The sequence below is a fragment of the Neisseria lisongii genome (assembly GCF_028463985.1).
In the GTDB taxonomy this organism is placed as follows: domain Bacteria; phylum Pseudomonadota; class Gammaproteobacteria; order Burkholderiales; family Neisseriaceae; genus Neisseria; species Neisseria lisongii.
Map to the genome: position 1 here is coordinate 1945060 of NZ_CP116766.1, position 26853 is coordinate 1971912.

A 26853-nucleotide genomic window follows, 5' to 3' on the forward strand; every position below is an offset into this window, starting at 1 on the left:
CAAGCACGCTACACACGGTTTCCCGTCCCGTTGGCGGGAAGGGGCTAGGGGAAGGGTAGCTCGTTGTGGTGTCATATTTTTTCAGTTGATTTACTATAGCTACGCAGAAACTCGCTACGCTCGTTTTCAGACGGCCTCGAATTCGGGTAGGGTTGCCCACAGGCTGCGTTTGCGTTCGGCGGACAGTTGTTTGACGGTGCATTCCTGTTTCAAGGCTTCGCTTTTGCTTAAATTTCGGGCGACCAGCCGCATGGATACGGGTTTGCGCAATCGGGTATATTTTGCGCCCTTGCCGGCTGCGTGGTCGGAAAAGCGGCGGGCGGGGCGGTTGCTGATGCCGCAATACAGGGAATGGTCGGCGCATAAAATCAGATAGACGCACCAGTTTCCGGCTGCGATTGGGTTCGTTTCTGCGGTTTCGGGTGGACTGAAACCTGCTTCGCTCATTTTGTCGAAACCTTCGGTTTTAGCTTCGCAGAAATTCGTTTCACTCATTTTAGCTTCGCTGAAATTCACTTCGTTCATTTTCAGACGGCCTCGGCCGTTCTTCCTTGCCAGTGGGGTAGGTTGGGGATTTCCAAGTCAAACAGTTCCAAAGCACGGCCGACGCTGTGCAGGATAATGTCGTCCAGCGTCTGCGGGCGGTGGTAGAAAGCGGGGACGGGCGGAAAAATGATGCCGCCCATTTCGGTTATCCGCCGCATATTGTCTAAATGTGCCAGATTCAGCGGCGTTTCCCGTACCATCAGCACCAGTCGGCGGCGTTCTTTCAAGACCACATCGGCAGCACGGGTCAGCAGATTGTCGCCGTAGCCGTGGGCAACCGCCGCCAGCGAACGCATGGAGCAGGGGGCAACCAGCATACCGGCAGTTTTAAACGAACCGCTGGAAATGGCGGCACCGACATCGCCGACCGGATACACAGTGTCGGCCAGCGCATAGACTTCCTCACGGGTATAGGCCGTTTCCAGCGTGCGGGTCTGTTCCGCCCCTTTGGAAACCACCAAATGCGTTTCCACATCAAGCTGGCGCAGCAGCTGCAACGCCCGATAGCCGTATTGGAAGCCGCTGGCACCGCTGATGCCGACAATAATGCGCTGGGTCATAAAAATCCTGTCTGAGGCCGTCTGAAAAAGGCACTTATTATAACGGCAAGTATCCATCCCTGAATAATACAAATTGTCTATTCCGGCCGTTATCCATTAGAATAGCCCGATGATAAATCATGCAGTTTGAAAAGGATAGATTATGGCAAAAGCAAAAGGCGGTTTGGGGCGGGGACTTGACGCATTGATTTCCAACAACGTGGACAACAGCAGCGGCGACCGGCTGACCACCGTTGCCGTAACCGACATCGAGCCGGGCCGCTATCAGGCACGGGTGCAGATTGACGACGAAGCCCTGCGGGAATTGGCCGATTCCATCAAAGCACAAGGCGTGATTCAGCCGGTGATAGTCCGCGAGCGGGGCTTGTCGAAATACGAACTGATTGCCGGCGAACGCCGCTGGCGTGCGTCGCAGCTTGCCGGTTTGAGCGAAATCCCCGTCGTGGTCAAAGTTATCAACGACGAAGCCGCACTGGCCATGGGTCTGATTGAAAACCTTCAGCGGGAAAACCTCAATCCGATTGAAGAAGCCCAAGGTTTGAAACGCTTGGCGGACGAATTCGGTCTGACCCACGAAACCATCGCCCAAGCCGTTGGCAAAAGCCGCAGCGCCATTTCCAACAGCCTGCGCCTGCTGAGTTTGCCCGAAACAGTGCAGGAGCTGCTGTACCAACGCCATCTGGAAATGGGACACGCCCGTGCCTTACTGACATTGCCGGTAATCGAGCAGTTGGAACTGGCGCAAAAAGCCGTGAAAAACGGTTGGTCGGTGCGGGAAGTCGAACGCCGCAGCCAGTTGGCACAGCAGGCCAAGCAACCGGCCGCCGCTAAAACCGTCAGTGCCGACATCCGCTACCTGAACGATATGCTCACCGAAAAATTAGGTGTGAATGCTGAAGTTAAAACCACCAATCAGAAAAAAGGCAAAATCGTCCTCCATTTCGATACGCCCGAAACCTTTGAATACCTGCTCAAACAGTTGGGCATCGAACATCAGGCGTAACACGTCGGATACTGCGGTAAAAATAACCGAGGCCGTCTGAAAACGAGCAAAGCGAGTTTCTGCGAAGCTAAAATGAACAAGGTGAATTTCAGACGGCCTCGGTTATATTATATATAGTCAAAACACCACATTTTCTGTACGCATCGGTAAACTGATGATGGTCAGAATGGGCTGGCAAGCAACAAGTTACGCTACTCACACACTGTTCCCCGTCCCGTCGGCAGGACGGGGGTAGGGGAAGGGGAAGGGTGGCTTGCTGCGGTGTCATATTTTTTTAGGTTAATTTACTATATATTTCCGATACCGAACAAGCGGAAAGAAAATGTTTTCGCAATATCGTGGCAGAAAGTTTTTAACGCCCGATCCCGATAGAGTGTGGCAGATAAACGCAAAAGTCAGGCATTCGGCGTAAATCCCGTGTAATTTAATGTAGTTTATGGTAAAATGCCTTTCTGCTTTCAGTAAAGCAGCAGCCCGCCTCATGTTTGGCTTGACCGTAGGCATGCTTTAATTTATAGTATGCCCGCTTATTCTCCGGCTGGATTGCTTCCGATAAAATGAAAAAAATATTAGTTTTGCAAATCATAGTTTTATCGGCGGTGTCGGCAATCAGTGCATTATTTGCCGGAGTAAACGGCTTTTGGTCGGCGCTTGCCGGCGGCTTTTCCTACTTCATTCCGTCATCTGCTGCAGTTTTACTTTTCAAGCTTTTTGAAAACCATACCGCTTTGTTAGGCAGGGTATTCGTTTTCGGGGAGGCTTTAAAAGTCGTGCTGTCGCTGTTGTTCATGCTGGCCGTGTTCGCCCTTTGGCATGAATCTCTGGTATTCCTAGCGTTTTTCTCAGGCTTGCTCAGCGTCAGCCATTTGGTTTTTTTAGTATTGTTGAGAGTTAAAGACTATGGCAGGTGAATCAATAACCGCTGCCGACTACATCAAGCACCACTTGCAAAGCTTGACCAGTCTGCAGGACGTAACTCAGGGCCAAGGCCTGAAAAATATCGCCGATTTCTCGTTCGTTAATATCGATGCGGTTTTCTTTGCCGTATTGATGGGCGTAATCGGCAGTTTCCTACTGTGGAGCGGTGCGCGCAAGGCTACCGCAGGCGTTCCCGGACGCTTTCAGGCCGCAGTCGAAATCCTGTATGAATTTGTTGACGATATGTGCAAAAGCATTATCCACAACGAGCAGTCGCGCAAAATTGTTGCGCCGATGGGTTTGACCCTGTTTGTTTGGATTTTCCTGATGAACGCCATGGATATGCTGCCTGTCGATTTGTTACCATGGGTATGGCAACACCTGACCGGCAACCACCATGCGCTGCTGCGTGTCGTGCCGACTGCTGATTTGAACACCACGCTGGCGCTGGCCATCGGCGTATTGCTGGTGTGTATCTACTACAACATCAAAATCAAAGGCTTCGGCGGTTGGTTTCACGAGCTGTTCAGCGCCCCTTTCGGCCCGAAACTCGCTCCGGCAAACTTCCTGCTGAATATCGTTGAATTTTTGTCAAAAACCGTATCCCACGGTATGCGGTTGTTTGGTAATATGTACGCAGGCGAATTGGTATTCCTGCTGATTGCCTTGCTCGGCGGCGCTTGGGCGGTGTCGGGTAGTGTCGGTCTGATGGATCCGATTCTGTTCGGTGTACATTTGGTTGCAGGTTTGGTGTGGGCGATTTTCCATATCCTGGTAATTACCCTGCAGGCATTTATCTTCATGGCGCTGGCGTTTGTCTATATCGGTCAGGCACATGATGCACACTGATTTAAAATTTTCTCAGTAGTTTTTTAACGTAGTTTTAACCTTTGTTATTTTTTAAGGAGTTTGAAAATGGGTGGTTTGATTGCAATCGCTTGTGGTTTGATCGTTGCTTTCGGTGCGCTGGGTGCAGCGATCGGTATCGGCTTGGTAGGTTCTAAATACTTGGAATCTTCAGCCCGTCAACCTGAACTGATCGGTCCTCTGCAAACTAAATTGTTCCTGATTGCCGGTCTGATCGATGCGGCATTCCTGATCGGCGTGGCCATTGCTCTGTTGTTCGCTTTCGTTAATCCGTTTGCAGGTGCGTAATCCGGACAGGACACTGTTTCGATACAGACGGTTTGCCGTCTGTCTGATTAACCCTAATACGAAGGTTAAGTAAAGTGAATATTAATGCAACCTTATTTGCGCAATTAATCGTCTTTTTAGGCTTGGTGGTGTTTACAATCAAATTTGTATGGCCGCCGATTGCCAAAGCATTAGACGAGCGCGCCTCCAAAATTGCAGAAGGTTTGGCTGCGGCCGAACGCGGTAAAAGCGATTTTGAACAGGCAGAAAAGAAAGTTGCAGAACTCTTGGCCGAAGGGCGCAATCAAGTTGCCGAAATGGTAGCTAATGCGGAAAAACGGGCTGCAAAAATCGTAGAAGAAGCCAAAGAACAGGCTTCTGTCGAGGCGGCACGTATCTCAGCTCAAGCAAAAGCCGATGTCGAGCAGGAAATGAACCGTGCGCGCGAATCCTTGCGCGAACAGGTGGCTGCATTGGCCGTTAAAGGTGCAGAGTCGATTCTGCGTGTTGAAGTGGATGCACAAAAACACGCCCAATTGCTCAGCACGCTGAAACAGGAGCTGTAAATCTTATGGCAGAGTTCGCAACGATTGCCAGACCGTATGCGAAAGCATTGTTCGGACTGGCACAGGAAAAAGACCAGATTGAGTCTTGGATGGGCGGACTACAACAGCTGGCATCAGTTATGCATGACCAAAAAGTCGTTTCTTTGGTCGAGCAGCCTGAAGTAGTTGCTTCCGAGAAAGCAAAAATGCTGGTTGATTTGGTGGGTTTGACCGATGGTGCGCTTACAAATTTTGTAACCGTGCTGGCAGAACAAAAACGCCTCCAAGTTTTACCGGAAGTTTACGCACAGTACCAAGACTTAGCTTTGGCACTCAACAACACCAAATCCGCAGTCATTTACAGCGCATACGAGCTGACCGAGGCGCAAACCGCCGAACTGACCGCATTGCTGAAACAGTATTTCAACAGCGATTTGGAAGTGGAAACCGAAGTAGCGCCCGAATTGATCGGCGGTATCAAGGTAGAAGTGGGTGACCAAGTCTTGGATTTGTCGGTACAGGCAAAATTAAACGCCCTGTACACGACTATGACGAATTAGGAGAGTTTTCATGCAGCTTAATCCTGCTGAAATTAGCGATTTGATTAAAGCCAAAATCGAAAATCTGTCTGTAAACGCTGAAGTACGTACACGCGGTACGGTTATTTCTGTTACCGACGGTATCGTACGCATTCACGGCTTGTCAGACGCAATGCAAGGTGAGATGCTCGAATTCCCAGGCAACACTTTCGGTTTGGCCATGAACTTGGAGCGTGACTCCGTGGGTGCCGTGGTGTTGGGTGAATACGAACACATCAAAGAAGGCGATACAGTAACCTGTACCGGCCGCATTTTGGAAGTACCGGTAGGCCGTGAGCTGGTTGGCCGTGTGGTAGATGCTTTGGGTCGTCCGATTGACGGTAAAGGCCCGATTAATGCCGCCAAAACTGCGCCAATCGAAAAAATTGCTCCGGGCGTAATTGCCCGTAAATCGGTTGACCAACCGATGCAGACCGGTGTGAAAGCCATCGACTCTATGGTTCCCGTAGGCCGTGGTCAGCGTGAGTTGATTATTGGTGACCGTCAAACCGGTAAAACCGCTGTGGCTTTGGATGCGATTGTCAACCAAAAAGGTACCGGCGTTATCTGTATCTATGTTGCCATCGGTCAAAAAGCATCTTCCATTGCCAACGTGGTGCGCAAATTGGAAGAGCACGGTGCAATGGAACACACGATTGTCGTAGCGGCAACTGCTTCAGAAGCAGCTGCGCTGCAATACATCGCCCCTTACTCCGGCTGTACTATGGGCGAATTTTTCCGTGACAGCGGCGAAGATGCACTGATTGTTTATGACGACTTGTCCAAACAAGCCGTAGCATACCGTCAGATTTCCCTGCTGCTGCGCCGTCCGCCGGGTCGTGAAGCATATCCGGGCGACGTATTCTACCTGCACTCCCGTCTGCTGGAACGTGCGGCACGCATCAGTGAAGCCGAAGTGGAAAAACTGACCAACGGCGAAGTAAAAGGTAAAACCGGTTCGTTGACCGCATTGCCGATTATTGAAACGCAGGCCGGCGACGTATCTGCGTTCGTACCGACCAACGTTATTTCGATTACAGACGGCCAGATTTTCTTGGAAACCGACTTGTTCAACTCCGGTATCCGCCCTGCAATCAACGCCGGTATTTCCGTATCCCGTGTAGGTGGTGCAGCGCAAACCAAAGTGATCAAAAAACTGGGCGGCGGTATCCGTCTGGCATTGGCACAATACCGTGAATTGGCTGCGTTCTCGCAATTTGCTTCCGATTTGGACGAAGCGACCCGCAAACAGCTGCAACACGGTGAAGTGGTAACCGAATTGATGAAACAGAAACAATTCAGCACACTGAATACCGCTGAAATGGCGCTGACGCTGTGGGCAATCAACAACGGCTCATACGCAGATGTACCGGTATCGAAAGCATTGGCTTTCGAAGCGGAATTCTTGAGCCATGTGCGCACCCAACTGCCGCAAGTATTGGAAGCCGTTAATGCTTCAGGTGCAATGTCTGACGAAAACGAACAGGCACTGACCGAAGCCATGAAGTCTTTCAAATCAGCTTACGCTTATCAGGCTTAAGATTCGTAACGAAAGGAGTCTGAAATGGCAGTAGGAAAAGAGATTCTCACCAAGATTCGCAGTGTTCAGAATACCCAAAAGATCACAAAAGCGATGCAGATGGTGTCTACCTCTAAAATGCGGAAGACTCAGGAACGGATGCGCCTGGCGCGTCCGTACGCCGAAAAAGTACGTTTGGTAATGGATCAGCTGGCACAAACCCAAACCGATCACGGTATCGCATTGCTCGAACCCGGTCGTGAAATCCGTCGGGCAGGTTTTATCCTGATTACCTCGGATAAAGGTTTGTGCGGCGGTTTGAATGCCAACGTATTGAAGAAATTTTTGGCGCAAGTTCAAGTGTATCAGGAGCAGGGCATCGAGGTCGATGTCGTATGCTTCGGCAGCAAAGGCTTGGCAGCATGCCAAAGCATCGGTCTGAATGTCATTGCCAGTGCAACCGGTTTGGGCGATACCCCGAAAATGGAAATGCTGCTGGGCGCACTGACCGAAGTTTTCAAACGCTACGCAGAACATCAACTAGATGTGATTCATCTGGCGTATTCGGGTTTCGTGAACACGATGCGTCAAGAGCCGCGTATGGAAGTATTGCTGCCGATCGGTCAAAACGGAAGCAGTCAGTCGGATGAAAAATCCCCGTTTGGCTGGGAATACCGTTATGAACCGTCTCCTGTTGCAGTATTGGAATATCTGGTTCGCCGTTATTTAGAATCTGTGGTTTATCAGGCATTGAGCGACAATATGGCTTCCGAACAGGCAGCCCGTATGGTGGCGATGAAAGCCGCTACCGACAATGCAGGTAATGCAATTAAAGAATTGCGTCTGGTGTACAACAAATCCCGCCAAGCCGCAATTACCACAGAATTGTCAGAAATTGTTGCAGGTGCAGCGGCTGTTTAGGCCGTCTGAAACCTGTACGGAAAATAGGATACGATAATGAGCCAAGGCAAAATCGTACAAGTAATCGGTGCCGTAGTTGACGTGGAATTTCCACGTGATGCTATCCCACGCGTTTACGATGCTCTGAAATTGGATGAAAACGGCCTGACCTTAGAAGTGCAACAACTTTTAGGCGACGGCGTGGTTCGTACCATTGCAATGGGTAGTTCAGACGGCCTGAAGCGTGGTATGGCGGTCAGCAATACCGGCGCTCCGATTACCGTGCCGGTAGGCAAAGCGACACTGGGTCGCATTATGGACGTATTGGGTAACCCTGTGGACGAAGCCGGTCCGGTTGATGCCGCAGAATCCCGTGCCATTCACCAAGCAGCACCTAAGTTTGACGAATTGTCGTCTGCAACCGAGCTGTTGGAAACCGGTATTAAAGTGATCGACTTGCTGTGTCCGTTTGCAAAAGGCGGTAAAGTAGGTCTGTTCGGCGGTGCCGGTGTAGGCAAAACTGTAAACATGATGGAATTGATCAACAACATCGCCAAAGCACACAGCGGTCTGTCTGTATTTGCCGGTGTGGGTGAACGTACCCGTGAAGGTAACGACTTCTACCACGAGATGAAAGATTCCAACGTATTGGACAAAGTAGCCATGGTTTACGGCCAAATGAACGAACCTCCGGGCAACCGTCTGCGTGTTGCTCTGACCGGTTTGACTATGGCCGAATACTTCCGTGACGAAAAAGACGAAAACGGCAAAGGCCGCGACGTATTGTTCTTCGTGGACAACATCTACCGCTACACACTGGCCGGTACCGAAGTATCCGCACTGCTGGGCCGTATGCCGTCAGCAGTAGGTTACCAACCGACATTGGCTGAAGAAATGGGCCGTTTGCAAGAGCGTATTACCTCTACCCAAACCGGTTCGATTACTTCCATCCAAGCCGTTTACGTACCTGCGGATGACTTGACCGACCCGTCTCCGGCAACAACATTCGCCCACTTGGACGCAACCGTAGTATTGAGCCGTGATATTGCCTCTTTGGGTATTTATCCCGCAGTAGATCCGCTGGACTCTACTTCACGCCAGCTCGATCCGATGGTATTGGGTCAGGAACACTACGACGTTGCCCGCGGCGTACAGTCCACCCTGCAAAAATACAAAGAATTGCGTGATATTATCGCCATTCTGGGTATGGACGAATTGTCTGACGAAGACAAACTGGTCGTAATGCGCGCCCGTAAAATCCAACGCTTCCTGTCGCAACCGTTCCACGTTGCCGAAGTATTTACCGGCTCACCGGGCAAATACGTTTCCCTGCGCGACACCATCGCCGGCTTTAAAGCCATCTTGAACGGCGAATACGATCATCTGCCGGAACAAGCATTCTACATGGTCGGCGGTATCGAAGAGGCTGTTGAGAAAGCGAAAACCTTAAACTAAGGAGGTCGGCATGAGCATTATGCAAGTGGAAGTGGTAAGTAGCGAGCAAAACATTTACTCAGGCGAAGCGAGTTTTGTCGTTGTGCCGACAGTAAGTGGCGAAATCGGTATTTATCCGCGACACGAGCCGATTATGAGTTTGGTGCGTCCCGGTGCATTGCGTTTGACCGTACCGGGAGAAGCCGAAGAGGTTTTAGTAGCCGTTTCCGGCGGCGTGCTGGAAGTTCAGCCGACTAAAATCACCGTTTTGGCCGACGTTGCCGTGCGCAGTGAAGAAATGGATCAGGCACGTGCAGAAGAAGCCAAAAAAGCAGCCGAAGCCAACCTTTCCCAAGCAAAAGACAAACAGTCGCTTGAGAAAGCCCACGCAGCTTTGGCGGCGGCGATTGCCCAACTCAAAACTTTGGATTATCTTCGTTCGCAAAAAAACAAATAAACAGCAATGTTTATACCAAAAAGCACGGGTTTTCCCGTGCTTTTTTATGGTCAGGCCGTCTGAAAATAGTGTTTTGCGTTATCGAAACCGATTTTCAGACGGCATTGGGTATCGTGAATTTACTTCTCAGTGTGGCGTGCGTTGCAGCACGCACGTTTATGGTCTGATAGGCAATGAGCAGTATCTTACGCAGGTTATGGTATGGAATGTGTATTTACCAAGGTAAGCACCCTGCGCCTTAAAACCGATTTTCAGACGGCCTTGCGGTTTTTAACCTCCGTATTCCTGCCACAATGTGTTTTGGACGCTGTATGGGGCTTCGTCTGCTTCGGGTTGGCGGCGGATATAGCTGCCGTCGGGCTGCATTTGCCAGGCTTGGGTGTTGTCGGCGAGTGCCATGTGCAGACCTTCCCGAATAACCCGGGCTTTGAGTTCGGGGTCGTCAATCGGGGTGGCGGTTTCGATGCGGCGGTACAGGTTGCGGCCCATCCAGTCGGCGCTGGAGATGAAGGTGGTGTCTTTGCCGTTGTTGTGGAAACAGTAAATGCGGGCGTGTTCGAGCTGGCGGCCGATGATGGATCGGACCCGGATGTTGTCGGACAAGCCTTTGACACCGGGGCGCAGGGTACACATGCCTCGGACGATGAGGTCGATTTCTACGCCTGCCTGTGAGGCGGTGTATAGGGCTTCGATAATGCTCGGTTCGATGAGGGCGTTCATTTTTGCCGTGATTTTGGCGGGGCGGCCGGCTTTGGCGTGTTCGGCTTCTTGGTTGATGTGGTCGAGCAGCATCGGGCGCAGGGTAAACGGGCTTTGGTAGAGTTTGTTGAGGTTGCCGGGTTTGCCCAAACCGGTGATTTCCATAAACAGGGTATTCACGTCGGCGGTGATTTGCTCGTCGGCGGTAATCAGGCCGAAATCGGTGTAAATGCGGGCGGTGCTTTGGTGGTAGTTGCCGGTGCCGAGGTGGGCATAGCGTTTCAGACGGCCTTTTTCTCTGCGGATAATCAGTGCCATTTTGGCGTGGACTTTGTAGCCGAATACGCCATATACGACGTGGGCGCCGGCGTTTTCGAGTTGTTGCGCCCAGTTGACGTTGGTGGCTTCGTCAAAGCGTGCCATCAGTTCGACAACCACGGTAACCTGTTTGCCCGCCAGCGCTGCTTTGAGCAGGGCGCGCACCAGTTCGGAGCGGCTGCCGGTGCGGTAGATGGTCATTTTAATTGCCAAAACATCGGGGTCGGCGGCGGCTTGGCGGATCATTTGCACCACGGGGTCAAACGATTGGTAAGGGTGGTGCAGCAGAATCGGGCCTTGTTTGGCAAGGTCGAGTACCGAGCCGTGTTTACCGAGCTTTTTTAGGCGGCCTGCGCTCATCGGGGCAAATTTCAAATCGGGGCGGTCAACCAAATCGGGAATGGCGTTCAGACGCACCAAGTTCACCGGCCCTTGCATTTGGTATAACTCGAAAGGTTGGAGTTTGAACTGTTCCAACAGGAAATGGTGGATATGCGGCGGACAGGTGTCGGCGACTTCCAAGCGTACGCCGTCGCCGTATTCCCGGTCGTGCAATTCGCTCTGAATGGCGGTACGCAGGTTTTCCAAATCGTCTTCGTCCACAATTAAATCGCTGTCCCGAGTCAGGCGGAACTGGTGGCAACCTTTGACGGTCATGCCCAAAAACAGTTTGTGGACGTGGGCGTGGAGTATGGACGACAAAAATACGAAGCCGTCTTCGCCGTTGCAGATTTCAGACGGCATTTTGACCACACGGGGCAAAATTCTCGGTGCCTGCACAATCGCCATGCCCGACGGGCGGCCGAAAGCGTCGGTGCCTTCGAGTTCGACGGCGAAATTCAGCGATTTGTTCAACAGGCGGGGGAAGGGGTGCGAGGGGTCGAGACCGATGGGGGTGAGAATCGGCATCAGCTCGTTGTCGAAATAATCGTTAATCCATGCCTGCTGCGCCGCCGTCCAATTATGGCGGCGGTAGAAATGAATGCCCTCGGCGGCCAGCGCCGGCTGCAATACTTCGTTGAACAGGGCATATTGTTCGGCAATCAGCCGGTGCGCTTTGTCGGCAACGGCGGCAATGGTTTCAGACGGCGTCTGCCCGTTTTCCAGCAGTTGGTTGGGGCTGATTTTTTCGGCACGCTTGAGCGAAGCCATGCGCACTTCGAAAAACTCGTCCAAATTAGACGACACAATGCACAAAAACCGCAATCGTTCCAACAGCGGCACGTTCGGGTCTTGGGCTTGCGCCAAAACACGGCGGTTGAATTCGAGCAGGCTTAATTCTCGGCAAAGAATCCGGTTGTGGTCGGGCATGGTTCCCCCAAAGCAGGTTGAATGTCGGAAAACGGCGTGCGTTTGAGTATATCGCATAAAAAAGCCGTCTGAAAGTGGGTCTCTGCCGCCGGTTGCGGCGGCGCATGAAATTTAATCGCCTGTAAACAGACACTTTGCTATAATTACGGGATTCATCACAACGCAAACCTGCAAATCCGCACCTCGCTGCGGGTCTGCATCATCGTTGAAAACCTTTATTTTCCGTGAAACGGCCGCATGGTACGGCCGCTTGGGAGAATAAAAATTTCAACCCGACCAAAATTAAGGATAAAAAATGGGCTTTTTGCAAGGTAAAAAAATTCTCATTACAGGCATGATTTCCGAACGCTCGATTGCTTACGGCATTGCCAAAGCCTGCCGTGATCAGGGCGCAGAACTGGCGTTCACCTATGTGGTGGACAAACTGGAAGAGCGGGTACGCAAAATGGCTGCCGAACTCGGCTCGGAATTGGTGTTCCGCTGCGACGTTGCCAGCGACGAAGAAATCAACCAAGTCTTTGCCGATTTGGGCAAACATTGGGACGGCTTGGACGGCTTGGTACACGCCATCGCCTTTGCACCGAAAGAAGCCCTCAGCGGCGACTTTTTAGACAGCATCAGCCGCGAAGCCTTCAACACCGCCCACGATATTTCCGCATACAGCCTGCCGGCGCTGGTTAAGGCTGCCCGTCCGATGATGAGCGGCCGCCAATCCGCCGTTGTCGCCCTGAGCTATCTGGGTGCCGTGCGAGCCGTGCCGAACTACAACGTCATGGGCTTGGCCAAAGCCAGCCTCGAAGCGGCGGTACGCTTTACCGCTTCCGCAGTCGGCAAAGAAGGCATCCGCTGCAACGGCATTTCCGCCGGCCCGATTAAAACACTGGCCGCCGCCGGTATCGCCGACTTCAGCAAACTGCTCAACCACGTTGCCGCCCAAAATCCGCTGCGCCGCAACGTAACCATCGAAGAAGTAGGCAATGCCGCCGCCTTCCTGTTGTCTGATTTATCGTCCGGCATTACCGGCGAAATCACGTATGTGGACGGCGGTTACAGCATCAATGCGTTAAACGACGGCGAATAAGTTTTTCGTTGAAACAGGCCGTCTGAAAACCCGATTTTCAGACGGCTTCGGTACGTCATTTCTCTAAACAAACCTGTTGTTTAAACCATAATCGGCGTAAAATATAGTGGATTCAATGCAAAAAAAGACAAGGCGGGCCAACGCCGCAGTCTTTTGAAGGGAATCCGCTATACAAAACTTAACCCAAGAAAACACGCATTAACGGCGATCACCAGTAATATGCGCCGTTTTGTTTGCCGACCATAAGCAGTCGGCATATTTTTGATCAACATTTATTTTTTTCAGAACAATGTCCGCAACGAAGGTTCGGACAAATATTCCATCGGGAGTTTCAAATGTCTATTGCTTCAGAATTTAAAGAATTTATCATGCGCGGCAACGTAATCGACTTAGCAGTCGGTATGGTGGTCGGCACCGCATTCAGCGGCATCGTCAAATCATTGGTGGACGACGTGATTATGCCGCCTATCGGTATTTTGATCGGCGGGGTGGACTTTTCCAACCTGTTTATCACCCTGAAAGACGGCGCAACCGTACCCGAAGGCGGCTACGCCACATTGGCCGCAGCCCAACAAGCCGGTGCCGTAACCCTGAACATCGGCCTGTTTATCAACACCGTCATCAGCTTCCTGATTATTGCCGCCGCCATTTTCTGCGTGGTAAAACTGCTCAACAGCATGAAGAAAAAACAGGAAGTGGCCGATGCCGCCGAAGAAGCCGCAGCCGAGCCGAGCGAAGAAGTGTTGCTGCTGCGCGAAATCCGTGATTCTTTGAGCAAAAAATAAGCCTGACGGTTGGAAGTAACAGAAAAAACGCTGCATCTTGGTGCAGCGTTTTTTGTTTCGGATGGTTGGGGAAAACGGTATTGTTATGCCGTCTGAAAATTGGGTTCAGCAAGCAGCAATCTGCTTTGCTGGTTTTCAGACGGCATTGTGTTTGGGCTTATTGAACCCTTTTGGCTTCCTGCCGTACGGCATCGACAATGTCGGCACCGAAGAGGGCATTGACATCGGTTTCGTCAAAAACGTATTTTTCGTGACAGAAATCGCAGTCCACGGCAATGCTGCCCTGTTCGGCGACCACGCCGCCGACTTCTTCGCCGCCGAGCATCAGCAGCATGTCGCTGACTTTGCCCCGCGAGCAGGTGCAGGCAAATTCGAGGTTTTCTGCGGGGAAGACACGGGGCGGGGTTTCGTGGAACAGGCGGTAGAGGACGTGTTGCGCATCCAGCGTGGTCAGTTCTTCGGCGGTAACGGTTTGCGCCAGTGTGCTGACGTGCGCCCAAGCGTCGTCGTTCAAGATTTCTTCGGGTAGGCGCTGCACCAGCAGTCCGCCGCAGGCGGCATCGTCGGCTGCTAAGACAACGTGGGTGTCGAGCTGTTCGGAGCGTTTCATATAATGGGTCAGCATTTGGGCAATGCTGCCGCCTTCCAGCGGCACGACACCCTGCCACGGGTCGCCTTCTTTGGGTTGCAGCGTCAGTACAAATACGCCGTTGTCGCCGAGCAATTCGTTGAGGCTGTCGTTGTCGCCGATGGCGGCGGTTTCGTCCCAGCGGGCGGTGGCACGCACGGTGTGTGCCGATGTGGCTTCCACGACCAGCATTTTCAGACGGCCTTGCCCTTGAACTTGCAGGATCAGTGTGCCTTCGGTTTTCAGGTTGCCCGAGAGCAGCGAACCGGCGGCGAGCAGTTCGCCCAAGGCACGGCGGATGGCGGCCGGATAGTTTTTCTGATTGACGATGTGCTGCCACACGTTTTCCAGTCGGACGTGCAGGCCGCGCACCGGCATGTCGTCGAAAATAAAGCGGGTGCGACAGTCGTCATGGTGGATGGCGGTTGGGGTCATAATGGGGTTTTCCGTAAAAGTTTGTGTTGGGCGCTATCGTGAATTCACTTTTAAAGTATGACGGCGTTGGCTCTCCTTGCCGTATATCTATACTGTCTGCGGCTCGCCGCCTTGTCCTACTTTAAAATTTAATTCACTATATGGTTGCGTTTGCCGATAAATCAAGCAGGGCGGGTGGGTGTTGAGGCCGTCTGAAAATGAGATGGGGCGAACAGATGTTGCCGTTGTCCGGTGTTTGGTTGCTGTATTTTCAGACGGTCTGATGTGCTGAATAAACAAAAGCTGTTTTAAAACATTATTTTAACTTCTATTTAACGCAAAATAACATCCGCTTTTTTGCCAATCCGCCGTTTTTTTAATACAATCAAGCGGCTAAAGAACGATACAACATAACATCGGCTTCAGAATATTTCGGAAAACCAGTGCATTAAACACAAAATATACGGCGGGCTGCCGCTTTTGTTTTGTGTTTATTTTGTGTTTAATCCGCTGGGTGCAGGCTTGCAGCCTGCCGTTTTTTGTTTTTGCGGACATTCTGACAGTCTGAACATACGCAGAGCAGCGTTCTGCAAAGCCAAAATGAAAGACTATCATTTATGAAGCGTTTCAACTTCCTGCCGGCGCTGTTGCTGGCGGCGGCCATGCTTTCGGGATTCCGAACGGCGGGTGCCGATGATTTGGAAAATCTGTTGAACAACCGCCAAAACCGGCAACAGATTCTCAATCAGTTCAACCAAGCCGCTGCGCCGGCTGCCGACAATCATGCCCGTACGGCTGCCAATGCGAGTGCGAATGCCAACGCTCGGGGCGGTGCGGATCAGCTGATTGGTTCGGCAATGGGTCTGCTCGGTGTCGCTTACCGCTACGGCGGCACATCGGTGCGCACCGGTTTTGACTGCAGCGGCTTTATGCAGTATATCTTCCGCAATGCCGCCGGTCTCAACCTGCCCCGCACCGCAGCGGAACAGGCGACCATGGGGACGCATGTTGATCGCAGTGAGCTGCAGCCGGGCGATATGGTGTTTTTCCGCACCATGGGGCGGGGGCGGATTTCGCACGTCGGGCTGTATATCGGCAACGACCGCTTTATCCATGCCCCGCGTACGGGTAAAAATATTGAAATTACCAGCCTCAGCCACAAATATTGGGGCGCTAAATATGCGTTCGGCCGCCGTGTCAAAAAACACGATGCGGCACGGTTTGTCAATTAATGCGGTTTAAACGATGGGAGAATTGGCGTGAGTATGCCCGAAATGCCGAAATGGTACGGCGACGACGGTCAGATTGTATCGTGTACCGAAAAAGTGAAAGTGATGACGGAAAACATGACTGAGCTTTATCAGACGGCGCAAGATGCGTTTGAAGATGCGCTGCTGATGGGCTGCGGCGAGGCGCAGCTGCGGGCGTATCTGCAGGAACTGATGGCGGGTTTGGAAAATCCTTACCGCAAAGCGTAGTGGCGATAAACGATAAAACGGTGTTCCTAAGCGGACACCGTTTTTTATAGTGAAATAACCTCAAAGCACTACAGCGTTGGCTTCGGCTTGCCGCCTTGTATTGCTTTGGGGTTATTTCACTATATTATCCGACAGTTTGCCGTGCAAACAAAATAAGAGAGGCCGTCTGAAAAGCCGACTTTGCTGCTTTTCAGACGGCCTGTGCTGCGTTATTATGATGATGAATATATTTACAGACCGATAATAAGCCGTCTGAAAACGGGTGAAGCGGGTTTCGACACATTACAAACCGTATTTTCAGACGGCCTCAAATCAATAATATTCAAGGAGAAAACAGGGCATGATGGGCGTGATTCGGGCCTTATTGATCGTATTGGGCTGCTTGGCAGTCGGCGAAGCGGCGGTTGCGCTGGCGGGCTGGAAGTTGCCGGGCAGCATTATCGGCATGGGCGTATTGTTTGCCGCCCTGCAGGCCGGCTGGGTGAAAGAGGCTTGGGTGCAGCCGCTGACCGATGCGCTGATGGCGAATCTGACGCTGTTTCTCGTGCCGCCGTGCGTGGCGGTGATCAGTTATCTGGACATCATCGCCCGAGACTGGTTTTCGATTCTGGCGGCAACGGCGGCAAGCACGGTCTGCGTGCTGCTGGTAACGGGCAAAGTCCACCAGTGGGCGAGGAGGCTGATGTGATGGCGGATTTACTGCACCTCCCCAGCTGGCTGCTGTTTCTGACGCTGGCAGTGTATGCGCTGGCGACCATTGTCCGCATCCGTACCGGCTATATCTGGTGCAATCCGGTGCTGTTCAGCACCGTGGTTCTGATTGTCTATCTCAAATCGTTTTCCATTTCGTATGATGTGTATCATCAGGCGGCGCAGTTTATCGACTTTTGGCTCAAACCGGCGGTGGTGGTGCTGGCAGTGCCGCTGTATCAAAACCGTCGCCGCATTCTCAATCAATGGTTGCCGATTCTGGCATCGCAGCTTGCGGGCAGCCTCACCGGCATTGTAACCGGCGTGTATTTCGCCAAATGGCTGGGCGCAGAGAGCCAAGTGGCGCTGTCGCTGGCATCGAAATCGGTAACCAATCCGATTGCCATCGAAATCACCCGCTCCATCGGCGGCATTCCGGCGATTACGGCGGCAACGGTGATTATCGCCGGTTTGGTCGGACAGCTCGGCGGCTATAAAATGCTCAAAGCGGGAACGGTGTTTTCGCCCTCGTCGCTGGGTATGTCGCTGGGAACGGCTTCCCATGCAATGGGCATTGCCGTATCTTTGGAACGCAGCCGCCGCATGGCCGCTTATGCCGGTTTGGGGCTGACGCTCAACGGCGTATTGACGGCGTGTCTGGTGCCGCTGGTGATTCCGTGGCTGAATGTTTAGCCTGCACGAAAACTTATTTTCAGACGGCCTTGTGCCGTGGCGTGTTGAAATTTTATTATAACAATCAAGGAGTAAAATTATGGCTGTGAATTTACACGAAAAAAGTGCCGCTGATTTGCTGCATATCGACGGCGTACAGGTTTATGTCGGACAGGCGGGAGTGAAAAAGCCCGATCACGATGATGTAACGCTGCTGGTGTTGGGTAAAAACAATACTGTCGGTGCGGTGTTTACCAAAAACCGCTTTTGCGCAGCGCCGGTGGAAACCGCCCGTGCGCATTTGGCCGAGGCGGAGGGCGTGCGTGCCTTAGTCGTCAATACCGGCAACGCCAATGCCGGCACCGGCGTGCAGGGGCGGGCGGACGCTGTGGCTGTGTGTGCGGCGGTTGCCGAACAAATCGGCTGCAAAACCGAACAGGTTTTGCCGTTTTCCACCGGCGTGATTTTAGAACCCTTACCCGCCGCAAAAATCATCAAAGCCGTTGCCCAGCTCAGACCGGTGCATTGGAACGATGCGGCACGGGCGATTATGACCACCGACACTGTTCCCAAAGCCGCCAGCCGTGAGGGTTTGGTCGGCAGCAGCCATACCGTGAAAGCCACCGGCATTGCCAAAGGTTCGGGCATGATTCACCCGAATATGGCGACCATGCTCGGCTTTATCGTTTGCGATGCGGCAGTGTCGCAGCCGGTGCTGCAGCAGATGACGCAGGAAATCGCCGATATGTCGTTCAATGCGATTACCGTGGACGGCGATACCAGCACCAACGACAGTTTCGTGATTGTCGCTACGGCGAAAAACGGTCAAAGCGAAATCGACAACATCGCCGATCCTCGCTACCGCCAGTTGAAAGAACTGCTCGGCAGTCTGGCGGAAGAATTGGCGCAGGCGATTGTTCGGGACGGCGAAGGTGCCAGCAAATTCATTACTGTGGAAGTAACGCAGGCGGCAAACCGTGAAGAAGCCAAACAGATTGCCTATGCCGTGGCACGCTCGCCGCTGGTCAAAACCGCCTTTTTCGCTTCCGACCCGAATTTGGGGCGGATTCTCGCCGCCATCGGCTATGCCGGTGTCGAAGATTTGGACACAGGCCGTCTGAAAGTGTGGTTGGACGACGTATTGGTTGCCGAACAGGGCGGCCGTGCAGCGGCTTATACCGAAGATCAGGGGCAGGCGGTGATGGCGCAGGACGAAATCACCGTACGCATCGAATTGATGCGGGGTCAGGCCGCCGCCAAAGTCTATACCTGCGATTTTTCCTATGATTACGTGCGTATCAACGCTGATTACCGCAGCTGATGGCGCAGTCGCCGCAAAGTGCCGCAGATTGTGCATGGCTTTTGCGGCGGTTTCACTACAGCCTGCACGAACCAAAGACGCTGAAACATGAAAACGCCTTTGAACCTCCGTTACCGTATTGCCCGTAAAGCCCGACAGGCACGCCGTCTGTCGCGCAAAACCACGGCACTCGTTTTTTTACTCGCCGGCGCAGCACTGGTGGCACTCACCGCACTGGTGTTTGCCCATCTTGCCGACTATGCGCTCGAACTCAACCGCCATCTGGTGCAGAAATATCCCTATTTCGCCTGGATTGCCTTGCCGCTGGGCTTGCCGCTGCTGGCATGGCTGACCCGCAAATACGCCCCTTACACCGCAGGCAGCGGCATTCCGCAGGTGCTGGCCTCGCTATCGTTACCCCAAGGCAGCAGCAAAACCCGCATGATACGCTTCGGCCAGACACTGCTGAAAATCCCGCTGACCTTTCTCGGTATGCTCTTCGGTGCGTCCATCGGGCGGGAAGGGCCGTCGGTGCAGGTCGGTGCCGCCGTAATGTGTGCATGGGGCAAATGGTGCAACAAACGCAAACTCGCCTTTAAAAACCTGCGTGAAAACGACTTAATCGCCGCCGGTGCTGCAGGCGGTTTGGCAGCGGCGTTTAACGCACCGCTGGCGGGGGTGATTTTTGCCATCGAAGAACTCGGCAGAGGCGTTTTACTGCGCTGGGAACGTCAGATTTTCATCGGCGTATTGGCGGCCGGTTTCATCCAAGTGGCGATACAGGGCAACAACCCCTATTTTTCCGGCTTCCACGGCAGCGAATTGGAACACATGATCGGCTGGGTGCTGGGCATTGCCTTGGTTTGCGGCATGGCGGGCGGCCTGTTTGCCCGACTGCTGTATCAGGGCGCAACCGCCGTCGCCCCGCAGAAAATGCGCGGCTTTATCCGCCGCCACCCGCTGCTGCTTGCCGCCGCCATCGGCGTGGCACTGGCGGCACTCGGCACACTGTATCAGGGTCAGACTTTCGGCACCGGCTATCATGAAGCCTCCGGCGCATTGCGGCGCATGTACGAAGCCCCCGCCGGCGTGGCCGTTGCCAAATGGCTGGCAACCGTATTGTCTTATTGGGCGGGCATTCCCGGCGGCATTTTCACCCCGTCGCTGACCATCGGTGCCATGCTGGGCGAACGTGTCGCCACTTTGGCGGGCTTGGAAAGCGGCGCAAACGTGTTGGTGCTGCTGTGCATGGCGGCATTTTTGGCCGCCGCCACCCAGTCGCCGCTGACTTCCAGCGTGGTAGTGATGGAAATGACCGGCGGACAGAACTTATTGTTCTGGCTGCTGATCAGCGCCATTTTCGCCGCCCAAGTTTCCCGCCAGTTTTCCCCCCGCCCGTTTTACCACGCCGCCGCCATGCGCTTTTGCCGCACGCTGCAGCAGGAAGAACAGGCTGCAGCAAAACAGCCGCCGAAATAAACGGATTATTGGCGGTTATTTGGCAAACCCTGATTTTCAGACGGCATAGGCCGTCTGAAAATCAGGGTTTCGGTATATTTTTAAAGTATGTATAGTGAAACAAACTCAAAGCAATATAGTGAATTAACCAAGGAAATATTACGCCCCAAGTGAGCCACTCTTTCCCTACCCTTTTCCCGCCAGCGGGACGGGGAACAGTGTGTGGTGTGCTTGCCTGAACATGCACGGGTTCTTTAACTACACATGAATGCCGTCTGAAAACCGAAGGTTTCGCCAAAACGAGAGTAGTGAGTTTCTGCGCAGCTAAAACCGAAGGTTTCGCTAAAACGAGGGTAACGGGTTTCTGTGTAGCTAAAACCGTAGGTTGCGCTAAAATCGGGAAAAAGTGGCTTGCATTGCAATACTTTTAAAGTAAATTCACGATAATCCGCATTTTCAGACGGCCTAGTTTTCTTAATGGGCGGATAATATTTTTGTTACAATACCGCCTTAAAATCATCAGGGTTGAAGCGTTATGACTTCTTTAAAAAGCAGCACTTGGCGGCAAATCTGTTCCCGGAAGATGCTTATCTGCATTTTTACCGGCTTTTCATCGGGGTTGCCGCTGTATTTTCTCTACAGCCTGATTCCGGCTTGGCTCAGAAGCGAACAGGTTGATTTGAAAACCATCGGCCTGTTTGCCCTGATCGGTATTCCCTATACGTGGAAATTTATCTGGTCGCCGATGATGGATGCTGTGCGTTTGCCCCGTTTGGGGCTGCGGCGGGGCTGGATGTTGCTGACGCAGATTGTTTTGCTGCTGCTGCTGTCGGCCTATGCCTTGCTTGAACCGCAGCAGCATTTGCAGATTATTTTGGGGCTGTCGCTGGTTACGGCGTTTTTTTCCGCCAGTCAGGATATTGTGATTGATGCGTTCCGGCGGGAGGTGTTGTCGGACGAGGAATTGGTGTTGGGCAATTCGCTGTATGTCAACAGTTACCGTATTTCCTCGCTGATTCCGGCTTCGTTGAGCCTGATTTTGGCGGACATCATGCCGTGGTCGTCGGTGTTTGTCGTTACGGCGCTGTTTATGGTGCCGGGGCTGCTGGCCACGCTGTTGGTTGCCCGCGAACCGGTTAGGCTGCAAACCCAGCGTTTGACGCTGCAACAGACCATTATCGAGCCGTTTCGGGATTTTTTTACCCGCCAGAGTCTGACGCAGGCGCTGACGGTGTTGGCGTTTATTCTGCTGTATAAACTCGGCGACAGTATGGCGACGGCGCTGGCTACGCCGTTTTATCTGGATATGGGTTTTTCCAAAACCGATATCGGATTGATTGCGAAAAACGCCGGATTGTGGCCGGCGGTGATTTTCGGGATTATCGGCGGGGTTTGGGTCAATAAACTCGGCGTAAACCGTGCCTTGTGGCTGTTTGGCTTGGTGCAGTGGGTAACGATTTTGGGTTTTGCTTGGCTGGCAAGTTTCGGGCATTTCGATCAGATCGGGGCGACGGAGCGCACCATGCTGGCGGTGGTGATTGCCGCCGAAGCCGTCGGCGTGGGCTTGGGAACGGTGGCGTTTGTGTCGTATATGGCGCAGCAGACCAATACTGTGTTTACCGCCACCCAGTTTGCCCTGTTGTCGAGCTTGTCGGCCGTTCCGAGAACGTTTATGAATGCGGCGACCGGCTATCTGATTGAGTGGCTGGGTTATGTCGATTTCTTCTGGCTCTGTTTCTTCTTGGGCATTCCGGGTATGCTGCTGCTGTTTAAAGTAGCGCCGTGGAATAAGAAGGCGGTTTCGGTGTCGTAATGATTGACGGTAAAGACATAGATAATTGATACAAAAAAGCCGCTGCGGTCGATAAACCGCAGCGGCTTTTTGATGTGCAGCAGAAACCGTTTTTCAGACGGCCTTGCCGGTTTAACGCAGGCCCAAAACGTCCTGCATATCGAATAAACCTTTGCGTTTGCCCAGCCACACGGCGGCACGTACAGCGCCCGAAGCAAAAGTCATGCGGCTGGAGGCTTTGTGGGTGATTTCCACACGCTCGCCGTCGGTGGCAAACAGGGCGGTGTGGTCGCCGACAATATCGCCGGCGCGCACGGTGGCGAAGCCGATGGTGGAAGGATCGCGCGGGCCGGTTTGGCCTTCCCGTCCGTAAACGGCACACTGTTTCAAGTCCCGACCTAATGCGTCGGCAATCACTTCGCCCATGCGCAGCGCCGTGCCGCTCGGGGCATCGACTTTGTGGCGGTGGTGGCCTTCGATGATTTCGATGTCGTAACCTTCGTTTAACACACGGGCGACGGTGTCGAGAATGTGGAAGGTCAGATTCACGCCGATGCTGAAGTTGGCGGCAAATACAATGCCGGTTTGTTCGGCGGCGGCCTGAATGGCGGCTTTGCCTGCATCATCGAAACCGGTGGTGCCGATGATGATGCCGACTTGGTGTTCGGCACATTTCTGCAAATGCTGCAGCGTGGCTTCGGGGCGGGTGAAGTCGATTAAAATATCGCTTTGGGCGAGTACGGTGTCGATGTCGTCCGAAATCGTGATGCCGGTTTTCAGGCCGGAAGTGAGACCGGCATCCAAACCCAATGCGTCCGAACCGGCGTGTTCCAATGCGCCGCTCAATACGGTGTCGGGGTGTTGGTCGACTGCTTGTACCAAAACCCGGCCCATGCGGCCGTTGGCTCCGGCAATGGCGATTCTCAATGCGCTCATTTTTGTTCTCCTGACGGTGGCGGTTTATCGGGCTTGGGCGGCATTGCGCTGCGCTTCAAGCTGCTGTGCGGCACGCTCGATGGCATTGCCTTCGATTTTTACCAAAACATTGTCTTTAAAATAAAGCGTCAGATCGGTTTTTTCCTGAACAATGCCGTTGCGGCTGATGGTAAAATCATAATCCCAGCGGTCGGCGTGGAAGACATCACGCAAAAGCGGCGTACCCAGCAGCAGCTGCACTTGGTCCCGACTCATGCCCGGTTGCAGGGAAACAACGGCACGGGAATCGAGTTCGTTGCCCTGAATCACCTTGAGTTTATATGAAGGGAAAAGGGAAATGCGTTCTGCGCTGCAGGCGGCCAGACCGAGCAGGGCGGCAAGGGCGAGGCATAGAGGTTTGTTCACTGTTGTACCTTTCTGTGGCGTTCAAACACCCCGACTGTTTCCATGCGGCACTCTCCGAGAAGCCGGTATGGGCGGGTGTTTCAACAATATGGCTTGAATATCTTTCAAAAGCAAACGATAATCATCTTTAGAAGTTGGACGATTTTAACACGCTTGCCGCCGGATTGCAGGCATTCATAGCAAACCACTATTGCATCATAGTGGGCAAGCAGCCTAAAAATGCGTATTATAGCGGTAATTATAAGACAGGGGTATTGAAGACTATGGAAAAATTCAGCAATATTGCCCAATTGAAAGACAACGGCCTGAAAGTAACCGGCCCGCGCCTGAAAATTTTGGATTTGTTTGAAACACATTGCGATGCGCATTTGAGCGCCGAAGACGTTTATCGGATTTTGCTGGACGAGGGCATCGAAATCGGTGTCGCCACCATTTATCGGGTGCTGACCCAGTTTGAGCAGGCGGGCATTTTGCAGCGCCACCATTTTGAAAGCGGCAAAGCGGTTTACGAACTCAACAAAGGCGACCACCACGACCACATCGTCTGCGTCAAATGCGGCTTGGTTACCGAGTTCCACAATCCGGAAATCGAAGCGCTGCAAGACAAAATCGCCGAAGAAAACGGCTACCGCATTGTCGATCATGCGCTGTATATGTACGGCGTGTGTGCCGATTGTCAGGCAAAAGGCAAACGCTGATTGGCGGCTTGCCGTTTTGCATACGGCCCGATAATGATTTGTTACACTGATTTTCAGACGGCATCTGTTGCAGATGCCGTCTGAAATGTTATGGGAAACAGAAAAATGAAGACGAAAAAAATATTGGCTGCGTTGCTGTGTTTGGCAGCGGCAAATGTTTATGCAGATGATATTTACGAACGTTGCACCCAAGAGGCAGGCATGATGAACAATGCGGTAGTGTACGAATGTTCCGAGCGTGCTTCGGCGGTTTATAAAAAGCAGATAAACCTAGCATACCGTAAAATCCATACTGCGCTGCAAAAAGACAATCCCGAAGCAGCGCAAAAATTTGAAAACAGCCAAAAAGCATGGCTGGCCTACCGTAACCAACATTGTGAATTGGCGGGGCAATACATTGGTTCGCCCATGTCTTCATATTGCCCGATGGAATTGAATCAGGCACGCAGCGCAGAGCTGCAAGAATTGGCCGAATCATTTTGATGCCGGCCCGTCAAACAGAGTACCAATCATGAATATCCCGTTTTTACCGCCCGGCGACTACCGTTTCCCGCAACCCGATTACGCACTGGCAGAATGCGACGGCTTGGTCGGCGTGAGCAGAGATTTGGACACCGGCCGCCTGCTGGCGGCGTACCGGCAGGGAATTTTCCCGTGGTTTTCCCACAACGGTTTGTTTTATTGGTACGCCACCGCCCCGCGCACCGTGTTATTGCCCGAAAACTTACACATCGGCCGCTCGCTGGCAAAAACCCTGCGCCATAAAACCTATCAGATTACCGTCAATCAAGCCTTTGCCGACGTGATTGCCCACTGCGCCGCCGTACCGAGAGCAGGGCAGGACGGCTCGTGGATTGCCCCCGAATTTCAGACGGCCTACACCAAGCTGCACCGCTTGGGTTTTGCTCATTCCTTCGAATGCCGCTATCCCGATGAAACAGGCCGTCTGAAACTGGCAGGCGGTTTTTACGGCGTACAAATCGGCAGCGTATTCTACGGTGAATCCATGTTCGCCCTTGCCCCCGACGCTTCCAAAATCGCCTTTGCCGCCGCCGTTCCCTTTCTGGCACAATGCGGCATACGCCTGATCGATTGCCAGCAGGATACCGCCCACCTGCGCCGCTTCGGCTCGCAGCCCATGCCGTTTACCGATTTTCAGACGGCCTTACAAACCTTGAATCACCAACCTTTAACGCAAACCATCAGCAGCGGCGTGGTTCGGGAATGCGGGTAAAATAGTTCCGCTGGATGTTTTTGATTGATGGATAAACGGAATTTCAATATGCAAATGTTCCGCTTGATTTTATTGTCATGTGCCATGCCGAAAACGCAGGAAAGTGATTATGATGCCGTCTGAAAATCCCCATACCGCCGAACCGGGCGGCTATATCGGGCGTTTTGCCCCCAGTCCGACCGGCTTGCTGCACATCGGTTCGCTGCTGACCGCCGTGGCTTCGTATGCCGATGCACGGGCCAACGGCGGCCGTTGGCTGGTACGTATGGAAGACCTTGACCCGCCCCGGGAAATGAACGGTGCGGCCACCCATATCCTGCACACGCTGGAGGTGTTCGGTTTCGAGTGGGACGGTGAAGTGGCCTACCAAAGCCGCCGCCACGACTATTACCGCCACACGCTTGAGCAGTTGAAACAGGCAGGCTTGGTTTATCCCTGTTATTGCAGCCGCAAAGACTGGCAGGCCGCCGCCCGCAGCGGCGTGGACGGCTTTGTGTACAACGGCCGTTGCCGTTATGCCATGCCGTCTGAAAACCCTTCCGGCAAAGTTCCTGCTTGGCGGATTCGTGTTCCCGATGAAAACATCGCCTTTTCAGACGGCATTGTCGGCGATTATCAGCAAAACCTTGCTAAGGACATCGGCGACTTTGTCCTGCTGCGGGCCGACGGCTTTTGGGCATATCAGCTGGCAGTGGTTGCCGACGATGCCGATCAGGGGATTACCCATATTGTGCGCGGACAGGATTTGCTGGTTTCCACGCCCCGCCAAATCTACCTGCAACGTTGCCTGAACGCCGCCACGCCGAACTACGCCCACCTACCGCTGCTGGTAAACCGCCAAGGTCAAAAATGGTCGAAACAAACCCTCGCCCCCGCCCTCGATATGCAGCAAACCGAGCAACTGTTGCGGCAGGTAACGGCATATCTGAACCTTCCCGCCGCCCCGTCTGTCGATAAACCGCAGGATTTGCTGGCATGGGCGGTGCAAAACTGGCATCTGAACCGTGTTCCCAAACAGGCAATTTGCACCGAGTAGTATATGTCGGCACGGGGTGGCTTGAGAAAATTTCCTTTTGTGCCAATTATCTGAACGATTGAGAATAAAAAATCGCACAAAATGATTGACAGCATCATCAGGCATCTCTATAATGCACAGCTTATCGGGTCGTTAGCTCAGTCGGTAGAGCAGCGGACTTTTAATCCGTTGGTCGAAGGTTCGAATCCTTCACGACCCACCAAGTTTTAAAAAAGCCTAAACAGAAATGTTTGGGCTTTTTTGTATTGGTACGATAGGCTAGGAAAAAAATAAAAATCATGCCGTTTGAAAACCCGATTGCGGTTTTCAGACGGCATGAAGTGT

Annotated in this window: 29 protein-coding genes and 1 tRNA gene; 24 read left to right on the forward strand and 6 right to left on the reverse strand. The window is 52.8% G+C overall.

The window, feature by feature from the left end; genetic code table 11:
- Positions 1 to 126 precede the first annotated feature (126 nt).
- A complete protein-coding gene (locus PJU73_RS09060; protein ID WP_272903525.1) occupies positions 127 to 447 on the reverse strand; it encodes a GIY-YIG nuclease family protein in 321 nt (106 codons plus the stop codon).
- Between the two features lie 80 nt (positions 448 to 527).
- Positions 528 to 1106, reverse strand: a complete 579-nt coding sequence (locus tag PJU73_RS09065; RefSeq protein WP_237090415.1) for a UbiX family flavin prenyltransferase — start codon at positions 1104 to 1106, stop codon at positions 528 to 530.
- A 142-nt stretch (positions 1107 to 1248) separates the two neighbouring features.
- Between PJU73_RS09065 and PJU73_RS09070 the strand changes: the two genes are divergently transcribed.
- The 10 genes from PJU73_RS09070 to PJU73_RS09115 all read left to right on the forward strand — a co-directional run bounded on the left by PJU73_RS09070 (position 1249) and on the right by PJU73_RS09115 (position 9594).
- Positions 1249 to 2109 carry a ParB/RepB/Spo0J family partition protein gene (locus PJU73_RS09070; RefSeq protein ID WP_237090414.1) on the forward strand — a complete coding sequence of 287 codons (861 nt, stop codon included), beginning with the start codon at positions 1249 to 1251 and terminating at the stop codon, positions 2107 to 2109.
- Positions 2110 to 2666: 557 nt separating this feature from the next.
- Complete coding sequence (locus tag PJU73_RS09075) at positions 2667 to 3020, forward strand: ATP synthase subunit I (RefSeq protein WP_237090413.1); 354 nt, start codon at positions 2667 to 2669, stop codon at positions 3018 to 3020.
- Positions 3010 to 3876, forward strand: a complete 867-nt coding sequence (gene atpB, locus PJU73_RS09080; RefSeq protein ID WP_237090412.1) for a F0F1 ATP synthase subunit A — start codon at positions 3010 to 3012, stop codon at positions 3874 to 3876. Before PJU73_RS09075 ends, atpB begins: the two co-directional genes overlap by 11 nt.
- A gap of 66 nt (positions 3877 to 3942) precedes the next feature.
- Positions 3943 to 4182: a F0F1 ATP synthase subunit C gene (gene atpE / locus PJU73_RS09085; protein WP_165010978.1), complete on the forward strand. Its 240-nt coding sequence runs from the start codon at positions 3943 to 3945 to the stop codon at positions 4180 to 4182.
- Between the two features lie 74 nt (positions 4183 to 4256).
- Positions 4257 to 4727, forward strand: a complete 471-nt coding sequence (locus PJU73_RS09090; RefSeq protein WP_165090830.1) for a F0F1 ATP synthase subunit B — start codon at positions 4257 to 4259, stop codon at positions 4725 to 4727.
- 5 nt (positions 4728 to 4732) lie between these two features.
- Positions 4733 to 5266 (forward strand): F0F1 ATP synthase subunit delta, encoded by a 534-nt coding sequence (locus PJU73_RS09095; RefSeq protein ID WP_237090411.1) that lies wholly within the window; start codon positions 4733 to 4735, stop codon positions 5264 to 5266.
- Between the two features lie 10 nt (positions 5267 to 5276).
- Positions 5277 to 6824: a F0F1 ATP synthase subunit alpha gene (gene atpA / locus PJU73_RS09100; protein ID WP_165090835.1), complete on the forward strand. Its 1548-nt coding sequence runs from the start codon at positions 5277 to 5279 to the stop codon at positions 6822 to 6824.
- Positions 6825 to 6848: 24 nt separating this feature from the next.
- On the forward strand, positions 6849 to 7724 hold the full coding sequence (atpG, locus tag PJU73_RS09105; protein WP_237090410.1) for a F0F1 ATP synthase subunit gamma: 876 nt from the start codon (positions 6849 to 6851) through the stop codon (positions 7722 to 7724).
- 36 nt (positions 7725 to 7760) lie between these two features.
- Positions 7761 to 9158, forward strand: coding sequence for a F0F1 ATP synthase subunit beta (atpD, locus tag PJU73_RS09110; RefSeq protein WP_237090409.1), 1398 nt, complete (start codon positions 7761 to 7763; stop codon positions 9156 to 9158).
- A gap of 10 nt (positions 9159 to 9168) precedes the next feature.
- Positions 9169 to 9594 carry a F0F1 ATP synthase subunit epsilon gene (locus PJU73_RS09115; RefSeq protein ID WP_237090408.1) on the forward strand — a complete coding sequence of 142 codons (426 nt, stop codon included), beginning with the start codon at positions 9169 to 9171 and terminating at the stop codon, positions 9592 to 9594.
- A gap of 270 nt (positions 9595 to 9864) precedes the next feature.
- Here PJU73_RS09115 and ppk1 read toward each other — a convergent pair whose 3' ends face one another.
- Entirely contained in the window at positions 9865 to 11922 is a 2058-nt protein-coding gene (ppk1, locus tag PJU73_RS09120; RefSeq protein WP_237090407.1) for a polyphosphate kinase 1, read from the reverse strand.
- A 295-nt stretch (positions 11923 to 12217) separates the two neighbouring features.
- Here ppk1 and fabI point away from each other — a divergent pair, with 295 nt between their 5' ends.
- Complete coding sequence (fabI, locus tag PJU73_RS09125; protein ID WP_237090406.1) at positions 12218 to 13003, forward strand: enoyl-ACP reductase FabI; 786 nt, start codon at positions 12218 to 12220, stop codon at positions 13001 to 13003.
- Between the two features lie 335 nt (positions 13004 to 13338).
- Entirely contained in the window at positions 13339 to 13788 is a 450-nt protein-coding gene (gene mscL, locus PJU73_RS09130; RefSeq protein WP_237090405.1) for a large conductance mechanosensitive channel protein MscL, read from the forward strand.
- A gap of 157 nt (positions 13789 to 13945) precedes the next feature.
- Here mscL and hslO read toward each other — a convergent pair whose 3' ends face one another.
- Positions 13946 to 14851 (reverse strand): Hsp33 family molecular chaperone HslO, encoded by a 906-nt coding sequence (gene hslO, locus PJU73_RS09135; RefSeq protein ID WP_237090404.1) that lies wholly within the window; start codon positions 14849 to 14851, stop codon positions 13946 to 13948.
- A 596-nt stretch (positions 14852 to 15447) separates the two neighbouring features.
- Here hslO and PJU73_RS09140 point away from each other — a divergent pair.
- From PJU73_RS09140 to PJU73_RS09170, 7 genes are all read left to right on the forward strand, one after another.
- Positions 15448 to 16062, forward strand: coding sequence for a C40 family peptidase (locus PJU73_RS09140; RefSeq protein WP_237090403.1), 615 nt, complete (start codon positions 15448 to 15450; stop codon positions 16060 to 16062).
- Between the two features lie 27 nt (positions 16063 to 16089).
- Positions 16090 to 16308: a hypothetical protein gene (locus tag PJU73_RS09145; protein WP_237090402.1), complete on the forward strand. Its 219-nt coding sequence runs from the start codon at positions 16090 to 16092 to the stop codon at positions 16306 to 16308.
- 343 nt (positions 16309 to 16651) lie between these two features.
- Positions 16652 to 16996: a CidA/LrgA family protein gene (locus PJU73_RS09150; protein ID WP_237090483.1), complete on the forward strand. Its 345-nt coding sequence runs from the start codon at positions 16652 to 16654 to the stop codon at positions 16994 to 16996.
- Positions 16996 to 17691: an LrgB family protein gene (locus tag PJU73_RS09155; protein WP_237090401.1), complete on the forward strand. Its 696-nt coding sequence runs from the start codon at positions 16996 to 16998 to the stop codon at positions 17689 to 17691. Before PJU73_RS09150 ends, PJU73_RS09155 begins: the two co-directional genes overlap by 1 nt.
- 79 nt (positions 17692 to 17770) lie before the next feature.
- Complete coding sequence (argJ, locus tag PJU73_RS09160; protein WP_237090400.1) at positions 17771 to 18991, forward strand: bifunctional glutamate N-acetyltransferase/amino-acid acetyltransferase ArgJ; 1221 nt, start codon at positions 17771 to 17773, stop codon at positions 18989 to 18991.
- Positions 18992 to 19078: 87 nt separating this feature from the next.
- The gene (locus tag PJU73_RS09165) at positions 19079 to 20449 is read left to right on the forward strand and encodes a chloride channel protein (protein WP_237090399.1); all 1371 of its coding nucleotides are present in this window, start codon (positions 19079 to 19081) and stop codon (positions 20447 to 20449) included.
- Between the two features lie 514 nt (positions 20450 to 20963).
- Positions 20964 to 22241: an AmpG family muropeptide MFS transporter gene (locus PJU73_RS09170; RefSeq protein WP_237090398.1), complete on the forward strand. Its 1278-nt coding sequence runs from the start codon at positions 20964 to 20966 to the stop codon at positions 22239 to 22241.
- A gap of 111 nt (positions 22242 to 22352) precedes the next feature.
- Here the strand turns inward: PJU73_RS09170 and dapB are convergent, their stop codons facing one another.
- Both dapB and PJU73_RS09180 read right to left on the reverse strand, forming a co-directional pair.
- The gene (gene dapB, locus PJU73_RS09175) at positions 22353 to 23156 is read right to left on the reverse strand and encodes a 4-hydroxy-tetrahydrodipicolinate reductase (protein ID WP_237090397.1); all 804 of its coding nucleotides are present in this window, start codon (positions 23154 to 23156) and stop codon (positions 22353 to 22355) included.
- A gap of 24 nt (positions 23157 to 23180) precedes the next feature.
- Complete coding sequence (locus tag PJU73_RS09180; RefSeq protein WP_237090396.1) at positions 23181 to 23561, reverse strand: outer membrane protein assembly factor BamE; 381 nt, start codon at positions 23559 to 23561, stop codon at positions 23181 to 23183.
- Positions 23562 to 23824: 263 nt separating this feature from the next.
- Between PJU73_RS09180 and fur the strand changes: the two genes are divergently transcribed.
- From fur to PJU73_RS09205, 5 genes are all read left to right on the forward strand, one after another.
- Positions 23825 to 24259, forward strand: coding sequence for a ferric iron uptake transcriptional regulator (fur, locus tag PJU73_RS09185; protein ID WP_237090395.1), 435 nt, complete (start codon positions 23825 to 23827; stop codon positions 24257 to 24259).
- A gap of 105 nt (positions 24260 to 24364) precedes the next feature.
- Positions 24365 to 24742: a lysozyme inhibitor LprI family protein gene (locus PJU73_RS09190; RefSeq protein WP_237090394.1), complete on the forward strand. Its 378-nt coding sequence runs from the start codon at positions 24365 to 24367 to the stop codon at positions 24740 to 24742.
- 28 nt (positions 24743 to 24770) lie between these two features.
- Positions 24771 to 25493 carry a leucyl/phenylalanyl-tRNA--protein transferase gene (gene aat, locus PJU73_RS09195; RefSeq protein WP_237090393.1) on the forward strand — a complete coding sequence of 241 codons (723 nt, stop codon included), beginning with the start codon at positions 24771 to 24773 and terminating at the stop codon, positions 25491 to 25493.
- Positions 25494 to 25605: 112 nt separating this feature from the next.
- Positions 25606 to 26529 (forward strand): tRNA glutamyl-Q(34) synthetase GluQRS, encoded by a 924-nt coding sequence (gluQRS, locus tag PJU73_RS09200; protein ID WP_237090482.1) that lies wholly within the window; start codon positions 25606 to 25608, stop codon positions 26527 to 26529.
- Between the two features lie 126 nt (positions 26530 to 26655).
- A tRNA-Lys gene (locus PJU73_RS09205) sits at positions 26656 to 26731 on the forward strand.
- Positions 26732 to 26853 lie beyond the last annotated feature (122 nt).

Excerpts from the sequence above, each read along its gene's own strand:
- PJU73_RS09060 (WP_272903525.1), bottom strand. The coding sequence starts at position 447 with ATGAGCGAAGCAGGTTTCAGTCCACCCGAAACCGCAGAAACGAACCCA.
- PJU73_RS09065 (WP_237090415.1), bottom strand. The coding sequence starts at position 1,106 with ATGACCCAGCGCATTATTGTCGGCATCAGCGGTGCCAGCGGCTTCCAA.
- PJU73_RS09070 (WP_237090414.1), top strand. The coding sequence starts at position 1,249 with ATGGCAAAAGCAAAAGGCGGTTTGGGGCGGGGACTTGACGCATTGATT.
- PJU73_RS09075 (WP_237090413.1), top strand. The coding sequence starts at position 2,667 with ATGAAAAAAATATTAGTTTTGCAAATCATAGTTTTATCGGCGGTGTCG.
- atpB (WP_237090412.1), top strand. The coding sequence starts at position 3,010 with ATGGCAGGTGAATCAATAACCGCTGCCGACTACATCAAGCACCACTTG.
- atpE (WP_165010978.1), top strand. The coding sequence starts at position 3,943 with ATGGGTGGTTTGATTGCAATCGCTTGTGGTTTGATCGTTGCTTTCGGT.
- PJU73_RS09095 (WP_237090411.1), top strand. The coding sequence starts at position 4,733 with ATGGCAGAGTTCGCAACGATTGCCAGACCGTATGCGAAAGCATTGTTC.
- atpA (WP_165090835.1), top strand. The coding sequence starts at position 5,277 with ATGCAGCTTAATCCTGCTGAAATTAGCGATTTGATTAAAGCCAAAATC.
- atpG (WP_237090410.1), top strand. The coding sequence starts at position 6,849 with ATGGCAGTAGGAAAAGAGATTCTCACCAAGATTCGCAGTGTTCAGAAT.
- atpD (WP_237090409.1), top strand. The coding sequence starts at position 7,761 with ATGAGCCAAGGCAAAATCGTACAAGTAATCGGTGCCGTAGTTGACGTG.
- PJU73_RS09115 (WP_237090408.1), top strand. The coding sequence starts at position 9,169 with ATGAGCATTATGCAAGTGGAAGTGGTAAGTAGCGAGCAAAACATTTAC.
- ppk1 (WP_237090407.1), bottom strand. The coding sequence starts at position 11,922 with ATGCCCGACCACAACCGGATTCTTTGCCGAGAATTAAGCCTGCTCGAA.
- fabI (WP_237090406.1), top strand. The coding sequence starts at position 12,218 with ATGGGCTTTTTGCAAGGTAAAAAAATTCTCATTACAGGCATGATTTCC.
- mscL (WP_237090405.1), top strand. The coding sequence starts at position 13,339 with ATGTCTATTGCTTCAGAATTTAAAGAATTTATCATGCGCGGCAACGTA.
- hslO (WP_237090404.1), bottom strand. The coding sequence starts at position 14,851 with ATGACCCCAACCGCCATCCACCATGACGACTGTCGCACCCGCTTTATT.
- PJU73_RS09140 (WP_237090403.1), top strand. The coding sequence starts at position 15,448 with ATGAAGCGTTTCAACTTCCTGCCGGCGCTGTTGCTGGCGGCGGCCATG.
- PJU73_RS09150 (WP_237090483.1), top strand. The coding sequence starts at position 16,652 with ATGGGCGTGATTCGGGCCTTATTGATCGTATTGGGCTGCTTGGCAGTC.
- PJU73_RS09155 (WP_237090401.1), top strand. The coding sequence starts at position 16,996 with ATGGCGGATTTACTGCACCTCCCCAGCTGGCTGCTGTTTCTGACGCTG.
- argJ (WP_237090400.1), top strand. The coding sequence starts at position 17,771 with ATGGCTGTGAATTTACACGAAAAAAGTGCCGCTGATTTGCTGCATATC.
- PJU73_RS09165 (WP_237090399.1), top strand. The coding sequence starts at position 19,079 with ATGAAAACGCCTTTGAACCTCCGTTACCGTATTGCCCGTAAAGCCCGA.
- PJU73_RS09170 (WP_237090398.1), top strand. The coding sequence starts at position 20,964 with ATGACTTCTTTAAAAAGCAGCACTTGGCGGCAAATCTGTTCCCGGAAG.
- dapB (WP_237090397.1), bottom strand. The coding sequence starts at position 23,156 with ATGAGCGCATTGAGAATCGCCATTGCCGGAGCCAACGGCCGCATGGGC.
- fur (WP_237090395.1), top strand. The coding sequence starts at position 23,825 with ATGGAAAAATTCAGCAATATTGCCCAATTGAAAGACAACGGCCTGAAA.
- PJU73_RS09190 (WP_237090394.1), top strand. The coding sequence starts at position 24,365 with ATGAAGACGAAAAAAATATTGGCTGCGTTGCTGTGTTTGGCAGCGGCA.
- aat (WP_237090393.1), top strand. The coding sequence starts at position 24,771 with ATGAATATCCCGTTTTTACCGCCCGGCGACTACCGTTTCCCGCAACCC.
- gluQRS (WP_237090482.1), top strand. The coding sequence starts at position 25,606 with ATGCCGTCTGAAAATCCCCATACCGCCGAACCGGGCGGCTATATCGGG.